Genomic DNA, 10,187 nt, shown 5'->3' with positions numbered 1-10,187 from the left:
TACTCCTTACCCGACCAGATGAAAAGTCAGTGTTTCCTGCGCCTATAGATCAGGGGGTTCCCTGATCTACTTTTGTAACTGTCGGAACTACAATGAATTAGAGATATAGTTTGGTTATGAAAAAGGATGTGTCTTCTATGCTACAAATAACGGATGAAATGCAAAAAGAACTGAATCAGTTGAGAGATACTATTTATGGTGATCTCACTGCCCTTGCATTTATGTCCAAGTCGGGTGGTAAGTTGCATTGGTATTACGCCTCCGGTAGCCGAAGCAATCGCTATCGTCTTATTTCTTTTAAGATTGGCCATGGTATTGCCGGGATGGCTGTTCGCTTGGGACGTACCGTGACTGTAAGTGCTTTGCTATCAGGTAGTATACGTTTGCGTCAGGAATGTGCACTAATGCTGGCCGAGCAGCTTCACTCTGCTGTTGCTATTCCCTTTTCCAGCACAGGGGATCTGCCCAACGGTGTGCTGCTTCTTGGTAATCGTGATGTGAGGATGTTCACAGAGTCTGATGTAGCCGAGGCCACTCAAGTCGCTCAACGCCTTAGCCAACTATGTGCTTACCCTCTTACTCCATAGATCAACAATGTTTCTGTAGATAATGAAACTCATAAAATATTTGATATGACTGTCCCTAACTATCTTTGTTGATTGAAATCCCTAAAATTTGCTATGATTATGACAAAACGCACGGTTTTTTTACCGTTCGAGGGGATGACAAATTGATTCGTATACTAGTAGTGGATGATCACGTTGTCGTACGTTCTGGCCTCATGGCCCTATTGGACGGCAAAAACGGTATCAAGGTAGTAGGAGATGCAGCAGACGGGGATGAGGCAATCCACAAGGCAGTGGAGCTACAACCTAATGTCGTGCTCATGGATTTTAGCATGCCACCTGGCAAAGATGGTCTCACGGCAACCACTGAATTAAAAAAAAAGTTGCCCGACACAGAAGTCCTTATTTTAACAATGCATGATGATGAAGAATATCTGTTCCGGGCCATTCAGGCTGGAGCATCCGGATATATTTTAAAAAGCGCACCTCACGAGGAGTTGCTCGCTGCCATCCAGTCTGTAGCCGAGGGTAGTGCCTATTTGTACCCGAATGCAACCAAACGACTGATGAGTGAATATCTGGACAAAATCAAACAGGAAGGCATAGCCGGACCCTATGAATCCCTATCTGAGCGGGAAAAGGAGATTCTATCGTGGGTAGCCAAAGGATATGCCAACAAGGAAATTGCCGAGCACCTAGTGATTAGCGTCAAAACCGTAGAGTCCCATAAAAGTAACCTTATGGAGAAGCTTAACTTGAAAACACGACCTGAGCTAGTCAAATTCGCACTAAAAAAGGGGCTGCTCCATTATGAATGAACCTTCTAATCCTTTACTGCAGCATGCCTTTGGTGAATCAACCGATACATTGCTGAATGATCTAGAAATTTATATACCAGAGTCCCCTTTTCTCCATGCACTACGTAACTCACTCCACCAACTATCCAATCTAAAATTTGCTCTAGATACGTCTTCCATTGTTGCTTTGACCGATCATCGAGGTATTATTCAGTACGTGAACGACAAGTTTTGTGAGATTTCGCAATACAGTCGTGAAGAGCTGATCGGTCAGGATCATCGTCTCATTAATTCAGGCTATCATACCCCTGCCTTCATGAAAAACCTGTGGACTACAATCCGTTCAGGTGAGGTATGGCAAGGAGAAATACGTAATCGTGCTAAAGATAACAGCTACTACTGGGTGAATACTACGATCGTTCCGTTTATGGACGAGGAAGGTAAACCCTATCAGTACTTAGCGATCCGCAATGAGGTCACTAAACTGAAGAAAGTAGAAGCGGAACTCCAGTCTATGATGACGCAAGTCATGCAAATACAGGAAGAAGAACGTAAACGCTTTTCAAGAGAGCTACATGATGGGATAGGACAAAGCTTGTTTTCACTTATTATTCAGTTAGATAGCCAACTTGCCGAACAACCTAGTGCTGCTCTGGAGAGTCTTCGTTCGCAGGTGACCGACATCATCAAAGATATTCGTGGTCTAGCGTGGGAACTTCGTCCCTCAGTTCTGGATGATTTGGGTGTCGTCCCAGCTATAAGAACCTATATTGAAAACTTCTGTTCTCATTACGGGATTGAGGTGCATTTTCAATGCACTCTACGTAAACGCCTTGATATTCGCAAGGAAATAGCAATTTATCGGATTGTACAGGAGGCATTAACGAATGTAGCCAAATACGCAGATGTAGCGGAGGCATATGTCGACGTTGAGGATCAAGATGAAATGATACAAGTGACCATTCGGGATGAGGGCATTGGATTCTCTGGAAAGTCCCAAGGAGAGGGAGTTGGATTGTTCAGTATGGAAGAACGAGCTAGAGGGGTAGGGGGATTTATGAGCATGACCTCTGCTCCAGATGAGGGAACCTCCATCCAGCTGACCATTCCCGTGTAAAAACTGTCCACTAGATCGGTTATCGGTGTATACCAGTTGTATGATCAGAACGATATACACCGATACCGAGATTATGAATAATCAACACATTGTGGGTACATGAAGATAAATACAAAAAAAGAGAGAGCTCTGTCCCCAGACAGGCTCTCTTTATTTATAAGGTGTCACCACTGAGGCAACAAGAATCCGCTATAGCAAAAAGCGGGTGATGGGAATCGAACCCACGCTACCAGCTTGGAAGGCTGGAGTTCTACCATTGAACTACACCCGCAAATCAGTATCGGGATGACACGATTTGAACATGCGACCCCCTGGTCCCAAACCAGGTGCTCTACCAAGCTGAGCTACATCCCGACATTATACTTTTTTTAAGAAATGGCGCGCCCTGAGAGATTCGAACTCCCGGCCTTTTGATTCGTAGTCAAACGCTCTATCCAGCTGAGCTAAGGGCGCATATTTAAATCCATAATGAGCAGTCAAGGCGCCACCCAGATTTGAACTGGGGATGAAGCTTTTGCAGAGCTTTGCCTTACCACTTGGCTATGGCGCCGTATGGATAATGGAGCGGACGACGGGAATCGAACCCGCGACCCTCGCCTTGGCAAGGCGATGCTCTACCGCTGAGCCACGTCCGCAAAATATGGTGCGGTCGAGAGGACTCGAACCTCCACGGGGGTTAGCCCACACGGACCTGAACCGTGCGCGTCTGCCAATTCCGCCACGACCGCAAAATAATTAAAAATGGTGAGCCATGAAGGACTCGAACCTTCGACACCCTGATTAAAAGTCAGGTGCTCTACCAACTGAGCTAATGGCTCTTAATGGCTGGGGATATAGGATTTGAACCTATGCATGACGGAGTCAAAGTCCGTTGCCTTACCGCTTGGCTAATCCCCAATAAATTAAGAATAAAGGGCGGCCGATGGGGCTTGAACCCACGAATGCCGGAGTCACAGTCCGGTGCGTTAACCACTTCGCCACGACCGCCATATGATTATGAAAAGACTGGTGGAGGATGATGGATTCGAACCACCGAACCCGTAAGGGAGCAGATTTACAGTCTGATGCGTTTGGCCACTTCGCTAATCCTCCAAAATGGTGCCGGCGAGAGGACTTGAACCCCCAACCTACTGATTACAAGTCAGTTGCTCTACCAGTTGAGCTACACCGGCACATTACTCATTTCCCACTTGAAAGGTGGCTCGGGACGGAATCGAACCGCCGACACGAGGATTTTCAGTCCTCTGCTCTACCGACTGAGCTACCGAGCCATATTTTGTTTTATTACTACACCATATAATCCACACTATATATGTCAACTATATATGAGATTAAAATGGCGGAACTGACGGGATTCGAACCCGCGATCTCCTGCGTGACAGGCAGGCATGTTAGGCCTCTACACCACAGTTCCAGAGGCATTTCCAATAGGAAATTAATTGCGGGGGCAGGATTTGAACCTACGACCTTCGGGTTATGAGCCCGACGAGCTACCGAACTGCTCCACCCCGCGACATTAAAAGGGATTTATCAAATTTTCTTATGGTGGAGGCTGAGGGGCTCGAACCCCCGACCCTCTGCTTGTAAGGCAGATGCTCTCCCAGCTGAGCTAAGCCTCCATATTATGACCCGTAGGGGATTCGAACCCCTGTTACCTCCGTGAAAGGGAGGTGTCTTAACCCCTTGACCAACGGGCCTTACAAAATAAGTTCTGATTCCAATAAATTTATGGCGGAGAGAGAGGGATTCGAACCCTCGCACCACTTTCGCAGTCTAACCCCTTAGCAGAGGGTCCCCTTATAGCCACTTGGGTATCTCTCCGAGTAGCGGCAGAGGGGATCGAACCCCCGACCTCACGGGTATGAACCGTACGCTCTAGCCAGCTGAGCTACGCCGCCACCTTATATATAAAAGTCAGAAATATTCAAAACATGGCTCCCCGAACAGGACTCGAACCTGTGACAACTCGATTAACAGTCGAGTGCTCTACCAACTGAGCTATCAGGGAATATTGGTGGAGCCAAGCGGGATCGAACCGCTGACCTCCTGCGTGCAAGGCAGGCGCTCTCCCAGCTGAGCTATGGCCCCAATCTTTTTGTTATTCTAGAAGTGGTGGGCCTTAGTGGACTCGAACCACCGACCTCACCCTTATCAGGGGTGCGCTCTAACCAGCTGAGCTAAAGGCCCTAACATGTAAAACTTCATCATCCTTTAAAGGATATCGCTTGGCGACGTCCTACTCTCCCAGGACCCTGCGGTCCAAGTACCATCGGCGCTGGAGGGCTTAACGGTCGTGTTCGGGATGGGAACGTGTGGAACCCCTCCGCTATCGCCACCAAACATGAATTTACATCGTAAATTCTTCCGTATGGTTATTCGGTTCATCACTTATCGTGTGAATGAATAGCCATGCGCTTATCATATGTCACTTGTACATACTTTCAAGGTTACACCCTGAAAACTGGATCCGAAACTCATTTGCGTTTTATTCTTAGGATAAGCCCTCGACCGATTAGTATTGGTCAGCTCCATGCATTACTGCACTTCCACCCCCAACCTATCTACCTCGTCGTCTTCAAGGGGTCTTACATACTGGGAAATCTCATCTTGAGGGGGGCTTCACGCTTAGATGCTTTCAGCGCTTATCCCTTCCGTACATAGCTACCCAGCGGTGCTCCTGGCGGAACAACTGGTACACCAGCGGTACGTCCATCCCGGTCCTCTCGTACTAAGGACAGCTCCTCTCAAATTTCCTACGCCCACGACAGATAGGGACCGAACTGTCTCACGACGTTCTGAACCCAGCTCGCGTACCGCTTTAATGGGCGAACAGCCCAACCCTTGGGACCTACTTCAGCCCCAGGATGCGATGAGCCGACATCGAGGTGCCAAACCTCCCCGTCGATGTGGACTCTTGGGGGAGATAAGCCTGTTATCCCCAGGGTAGCTTTTATCCGTTGAGCGATGGCCCTTCCATGCGGTACCACCGGATCACTAAGCCCGACTTTCGTCCCTGCTCGACTTGTAGGTCTCGCAGTCAAGCTCCCTTCTGCCTTTGCACTCTTCGAATGATTTCCAACCATTCTGAGGGAACCTTGGGGCGCCTCCGTTACTCTTTAGGAGGCGACCGCCCCAGTCAAACTGCCCACCTGACACTGTCCTCGCACCGGATTACGGTACCAAGTTAGAACCTAGATACGATCAGGGTGGTATCCCAAGGATGCCTCCTCTCAAGCTGGCGCTCAAAGTTCTACGGCTCCCACCTATCCTGTACAGATCGTACCCAAATTCAATATCAAGCTGCAGTAAAGCTCCATGGGGTCTTTCCGTCTTGTCGCGGGTAACCTGCATCTTCACAGGTATTAAAATTTCACCGGATCTCTCGTTGAGACAGCGCCCAAGTCGTTACGCCATTCGTGCGGGTCAGAATTTACCTGACAAGGAATTTCGCTACCTTAGGACCGTTATAGTTACGGCCGCCGTTTACTGGGGCTTCGGTTCATAGCTTCGCCCGAAGGCTTACCACTCCCCTTAACCTTCCAGCACCGGGCAGGCGTCAGCCCGTATACTTCGCCTTGCGGCTTCGCACAGACCTGTGTTTTTGCTAAACAGTCGCTTGGGCCTTTTCACTGCGGCCCCCTCGGGCTATTCACCCTACCGAGGCACCCCTTCTCCCGAAGTTACGGGGTCATTTTGCCGAGTTCCTTAACGAGAGTTCTTCCGCGCGCCTTAGAATTCTCTTCTCGCCTACCTGTGTCGGTTTGCGGTACGGGCACCTTCTCCTGGCTAGAGGCTTTTCTTGGCAGTCTGAGATCATGACCTTCGCTACTACAATTTTCGCTCCCCATCACAGCCCAGCCTTACGATGTGCGGATTTGCCTACACACCAGCCTCACTGCTTAGACGGACATCCATCAGTCCGCGTCACTACCCTACTGCGTCACCCCATCGCTCATAACGGATTACGGTGGTACAGGAATTTCGACCTGTTGTCCTTCGACTACGCCTATCGGCCTCGCCTTAGGTCCCGACTTACCCTGAGCGGACGAACCTTCCTCAGGAACCCTTAGGCTTTCGGCGGATCTGATTCTCACAGATCTTTTCGTTACTCATACCGGCATTCTCACTTGAATGCAGTCCAGCGCTCCTTACGGTACACCTTCAACCCGCATTCAACGCTCCCCTACCCCTGATGCAAGCATCAAGCCATAGCTTCGGTGGTGTGTTTAGCCCCGTTACATTTTCGGCGCAGAGTCACTCGACCAGTGAGCTATTACGCACTCTTTCAATGGTGGCTGCTTCTAAGCCAACATCCTGGTTGTCTGTGCAACTCCACATCCTTTCCCACTTAACACACACTTGGGGACCTTAGCTGATGGTCTGGGCTGTTTCCCTTTCGACAATGGATCTTAGCACTCACTGTCTGACTCCCGGAACTAAATCTATGGCATTCGGAGTTTGACTGAGCTTGGTAACCCTTGCGGGCCCCGCACCCAATCAGTGCTCTACCTCCACGATTCTTTTTTCCGAGGCTAGCCCTAAAGCTATTTCGGGGAGAACCAGCTATCTCCGGGTTCGATTGGAATTTCTCCGCTACCCCCACCTCATCCCCGCATTTTTCAACATGCGTGGGTTCGGGCCTCCAGTGCGTGTTACCGCACCTTCACCCTGGACAGGGGTAGATCACCCGGTTTCGGGTCTACGTCCACGTACTCAAGTCGCCCTATTCAGACTCGCTTTCGCTGCGGCTTCAGCTCTTCACCTTAACCTTGCACGGGAACGTAACTCGCCGGTTCATTCTACAAAAGGCACGCCATCACCCATAGATCGGGCTCTGACTTCTTGTAAGCACACGGTTTCAGGATCTATTTCACTCCCCTTCCGGGGTGCTTTTCACCTTTCCCTCACGGTACTGCTTCACTATCGGTCGCCAGGGAGTATTTAGCCTTGGCAGATGGTCCTGCCGGATTCATACGGGGTTTCACGTGCCCCGCACTACTCGGGATCCGTCTCGGAGAGAACAAGTTTTGAACTACAGGGCTTTTACCTTCTCTGGCGGGCCTTTCCAGACCTCTTCATCTAACCGGTTCCTTTGTAACTCCATGTGAGACGTCCCACAACCCCAAGGAGCAAGCTCCTTGGTTTGGGCTAATCCGCGTTCGCTCGCCGCTACTGACGGAATCACTATTGTTTTCTCTTCCTCAGGGTACTTAGATGTTTCAGTTCCCCTGGTCTGCCTCTATTCTGCCTATGTATTCAGCAGAAAGTGACTGTCGATGAAGACAGCCGGGTTTCCCCATTCGGACATCCCCGGATCAAAGCTTGCTTACAGCTCCCCGAGGCTTTATCGTTGTTCGCCACGTCCTTCGTCGGCTCCTGGCGCCTAGGCATCCTCCGTGTGCTCTTTGTAGCTTAACCTAGTATTTACATGGTAAATACGATTCGCTTTGAATTTCGGTTCAACACTTACGTGTGAATGAAATTCAAGGCTGCTACCTTTATTTCACTTGTTTACACAAGATCAGCTTAAAGGAATATTCTAAAACGCAATTTCGTTTCGGTATCCAGTTTTCAAGGTGCAATTCGCTTCTTCGAAGCGAAACCCGATGAATATTTCGCTTCCACACGCATGTGTGAATGAAACATTCGTCGAAGCTTGAGAGTTTGAGCTCTCAAAACTGAGCAACGAGTGAGTAACAGGCCTAAACCTGAGTTTTGAAGCTTACGCTTCATATTTGAATGTTTCCGTTGCAGGAAACGATTCTCCATAGAAAGGAGGTGATCCAGCCGCACCTTCCGATACGGCTACCTTGTTACGACTTCACCCCAATCATCTACCCCACCTTCGGCGGCTGGCTCCCTTGCGGGTTACCCCACCGACTTCGGGTGTTGTAAACTCTCGTGGTGTGACGGGCGGTGTGTACAAGACCCGGGAACGTATTCACCGCGGCATGCTGATCCGCGATTACTAGCAATTCCGACTTCATGTAGGCGAGTTGCAGCCTACAATCCGAACTGAGACCGGCTTTTCTAGGATTGGCTCCACCTCGCGATTTCGCTTCCCGTTGTACCGGCCATTGTAGTACGTGTGTAGCCCAGGTCATAAGGGGCATGATGATTTGACGTCATCCCCACCTTCCTCCGGTTTGTCACCGGCAGTCTGCTTAGAGTGCCCAGCTTGACCTGCTGGCAACTAAGCATAAGGGTTGCGCTCGTTGCGGGACTTAACCCAACATCTCACGACACGAGCTGACGACAACCATGCACCACCTGTCTCCTCTGTCCCGAAGGAAAGGTCTATCTCTAGACCGGTCAGAGGGATGTCAAGACCTGGTAAGGTTCTTCGCGTTGCTTCGAATTAAACCACATACTCCACTGCTTGTGCGGGTCCCCGTCAATTCCTTTGAGTTTCAGTCTTGCGACCGTACTCCCCAGGCGGAATGCTTAATGTGTTAACTTCGGCACCAAGGGTATCGAAACCCCTAACACCTAGCATTCATCGTTTACGGCGTGGACTACCAGGGTATCTAATCCTGTTTGCTCCCCACGCTTTCGCGCCTCAGCGTCAGTTACAGCCCAGAGAGTCGCCTTCGCCACTGGTGTTCCTCCACATATCTACGCATTTCACCGCTACACGTGGAATTCCACTCTCCTCTTCTGCACTCAAGCTCCCCAGTTTCCAGTGCGACCCGAAGTTGAGCCTCGGGATTAAACACCAGACTTAAAGAGCCGCCTGCGCGCGCTTTACGCCCAATAATTCCGGACAACGCTTGCCCCCTACGTATTACCGCGGCTGCTGGCACGTAGTTAGCCGGGGCTTTCTTCTCAGGTACCGTCACTCTTGTAGCAGTTACTCTACAAGACGTTCTTCCCTGGCAACAGAGCTTTACGATCCGAAAACCTTCATCACTCACGCGGCGTTGCTCCGTCAGGCTTTCGCCCATTGCGGAAGATTCCCTACTGCTGCCTCCCGTAGGAGTCTGGGCCGTGTCTCAGTCCCAGTGTGGCCGATCACCCTCTCAGGTCGGCTACGCATCGTCGCCTTGGTAGGCCTTTACCCCACCAACTAGCTAATGCGCCGCAGGCCCATCCACAAGTGACAGATTGCTCCGTCTTTCCTCCTTCTCCCATGCAGGAAAAGGATGTATCGGGTATTAGCTACCGTTTCCGGTAGTTATCCCTGTCTTGTGGGCAGGTTGCCTACGTGTTACTCACCCGTCCGCCGCTAGGTTGTTTAGAAGCAAGCTTCTAAACAACCCCGCTCGACTTGCATGTATTAGGCACGCCGCCAGCGTTCGTCCTGAGCCAGGATCAAACTCTCCATTAAAGACCAACCGAAGTTGGTTTATAGAAAGAGCGATAAGCTCATTTTGAAACTGACGAGATAAAAATATCTCTTGTTTGATTTTGCGAACAAAATCGTTTTACTCACTCGTTGTTCAGTTTTCAAAGATCAAACATTTCTCTTTCGCCGCGTTTTTCAGCAGCTATAAGATCATATCATGTTCGTTTCAAAAATGCAAGGGTTATTTTTTTCTTTTTTTCGAAGATCGTTTCACCCAAGCTTTTCGCTTTTGAAACTGCTGTTTTGTTGTCAGCTCAAATAATATATCATAAAGCCAAGCAACTTAGCAAGCACTTTTTTTGTTTTTTTATTTTAGAATAAATCCGTTCATCTTTCAGCTCATTTAAATCAGTCGAGGGGCT

3 protein-coding genes, 21 tRNA genes and 3 rRNA genes are annotated in these 10,187 nt (G+C 49.5%); 3 read left to right on the top strand and 24 right to left on the bottom strand.

The features are described 5' to 3' along the window. The first annotated feature begins 137 nt into the window (after nucleotides 1-137). The 3 genes from ACUUJN_RS01985 (at nucleotide 138) to ACUUJN_RS01975 (ending at nucleotide 2,480) form a co-directional block, all read left to right on the top strand. Entirely contained in the window at nucleotides 138-587 is a 450-nt protein-coding gene (locus tag ACUUJN_RS01985) for a GAF domain-containing protein (RefSeq protein WP_484669210.1), read from the top strand. A 143-nt stretch (nucleotides 588-730) separates the two neighbouring features. Next, nucleotides 731-1,384, top strand: a complete 654-nt coding sequence (locus ACUUJN_RS01980) for a response regulator (protein WP_023986657.1) — start codon at nucleotides 731-733, stop codon at nucleotides 1,382-1,384. After that, entirely contained in the window at nucleotides 1,377-2,480 is a 1,104-nt protein-coding gene (locus ACUUJN_RS01975) for a PAS domain-containing sensor histidine kinase (RefSeq protein WP_484669209.1), read from the top strand. The genes ACUUJN_RS01980 and ACUUJN_RS01975 overlap by 8 nt, the downstream gene beginning before the upstream one ends. A gap of 200 nt (nucleotides 2,481-2,680) precedes the next feature. Here ACUUJN_RS01975 and ACUUJN_RS01970 read toward each other — a convergent pair. From ACUUJN_RS01970 to ACUUJN_RS01855, 24 genes are all read right to left on the bottom strand, one after another. After that, nucleotides 2,681-2,751, bottom strand: a tRNA-Gly gene (locus ACUUJN_RS01970). Nucleotides 2,752-2,760: 9 nt separating this feature from the next. Continuing rightward, nucleotides 2,761-2,834 (bottom strand) — tRNA-Pro (locus tag ACUUJN_RS01965). 22 nt (nucleotides 2,835-2,856) lie between these two features. Continuing rightward, a tRNA-Arg gene (locus ACUUJN_RS01960) sits at nucleotides 2,857-2,933 on the bottom strand. A gap of 26 nt (nucleotides 2,934-2,959) precedes the next feature. Beyond that, nucleotides 2,960-3,030: transfer RNA gene (locus tag ACUUJN_RS01955), tRNA-Cys, on the bottom strand. A 10-nt stretch (nucleotides 3,031-3,040) separates the two neighbouring features. Continuing rightward, nucleotides 3,041-3,115 (bottom strand) — tRNA-Gly (locus tag ACUUJN_RS01950). Between the two features lie 6 nt (nucleotides 3,116-3,121). Beyond that, a tRNA-Leu gene (locus ACUUJN_RS01945) sits at nucleotides 3,122-3,208 on the bottom strand. A 14-nt stretch (nucleotides 3,209-3,222) separates the two neighbouring features. Beyond that, nucleotides 3,223-3,298: transfer RNA gene (locus ACUUJN_RS01940), tRNA-Lys, on the bottom strand. 4 nt (nucleotides 3,299-3,302) lie between these two features. Continuing rightward, a tRNA-Gln gene (locus ACUUJN_RS01935) sits at nucleotides 3,303-3,377 on the bottom strand. Between the two features lie 17 nt (nucleotides 3,378-3,394). Beyond that, nucleotides 3,395-3,467, bottom strand: a tRNA-His gene (locus tag ACUUJN_RS01930). A 19-nt stretch (nucleotides 3,468-3,486) separates the two neighbouring features. Continuing rightward, nucleotides 3,487-3,572 (bottom strand) — tRNA-Tyr (locus tag ACUUJN_RS01925). A gap of 4 nt (nucleotides 3,573-3,576) precedes the next feature. Then, nucleotides 3,577-3,652, bottom strand: a tRNA-Thr gene (locus ACUUJN_RS01920). 26 nt (nucleotides 3,653-3,678) lie between these two features. After that, nucleotides 3,679-3,751, bottom strand: a tRNA-Phe gene (locus tag ACUUJN_RS01915). Nucleotides 3,752-3,817: 66 nt separating this feature from the next. Continuing rightward, nucleotides 3,818-3,894: transfer RNA gene (locus tag ACUUJN_RS01910), tRNA-Asp, on the bottom strand. Nucleotides 3,895-3,919: 25 nt separating this feature from the next. After that, a tRNA-Met gene (locus tag ACUUJN_RS01905) sits at nucleotides 3,920-3,993 on the bottom strand. A 30-nt stretch (nucleotides 3,994-4,023) separates the two neighbouring features. Further along, nucleotides 4,024-4,099: transfer RNA gene (locus tag ACUUJN_RS01900), tRNA-Val, on the bottom strand. Between the two features lie 6 nt (nucleotides 4,100-4,105). Beyond that, a tRNA-Glu gene (locus ACUUJN_RS01895) sits at nucleotides 4,106-4,177 on the bottom strand. Nucleotides 4,178-4,209: 32 nt separating this feature from the next. Beyond that, nucleotides 4,210-4,301, bottom strand: a tRNA-Ser gene (locus ACUUJN_RS01890). Between the two features lie 3 nt (nucleotides 4,302-4,304). Next, a tRNA-Met gene (locus ACUUJN_RS01885) sits at nucleotides 4,305-4,378 on the bottom strand. Nucleotides 4,379-4,412: 34 nt separating this feature from the next. Beyond that, a tRNA-Asn gene (locus tag ACUUJN_RS01880) sits at nucleotides 4,413-4,488 on the bottom strand. A gap of 4 nt (nucleotides 4,489-4,492) precedes the next feature. Then, nucleotides 4,493-4,568: transfer RNA gene (locus ACUUJN_RS01875), tRNA-Ala, on the bottom strand. Nucleotides 4,569-4,590: 22 nt separating this feature from the next. Beyond that, a tRNA-Ile gene (locus ACUUJN_RS01870) sits at nucleotides 4,591-4,667 on the bottom strand. A gap of 36 nt (nucleotides 4,668-4,703) precedes the next feature. Next, nucleotides 4,704-4,820, bottom strand: a 5S ribosomal RNA gene (gene rrf, locus ACUUJN_RS01865). Nucleotides 4,821-4,972: 152 nt separating this feature from the next. Continuing rightward, a 23S ribosomal RNA gene (locus ACUUJN_RS01860) occupies nucleotides 4,973-7,898 on the bottom strand. Nucleotides 7,899-8,251: 353 nt separating this feature from the next. Beyond that, nucleotides 8,252-9,807 (bottom strand): 16S ribosomal RNA (locus ACUUJN_RS01855). The 16S, 23S and 5S rRNA genes sit together here with 21 tRNA genes alongside, the layout of an rRNA operon. Nucleotides 9,808-10,187 lie beyond the last annotated feature (380 nt).

It is taken from the genome of Paenibacillus sp. LRG-1, assembly GCF_057220305.1.
The sequence above is the reverse complement of the archived record's forward strand: the minus strand, read 5'-3'. Positions and strand labels throughout refer to the sequence as shown.

Coding starts and splice junctions, on each gene's coding strand:
- ACUUJN_RS01985 (WP_484669210.1), top strand. CDS start 138: ATGCTACAAATAACGGATGAAATGCAAAAAGAACTGAATCAGTTGAGA.
- ACUUJN_RS01975 (WP_484669209.1), top strand. CDS start 1,377: ATGAATGAACCTTCTAATCCTTTACTGCAGCATGCCTTTGGTGAATCA.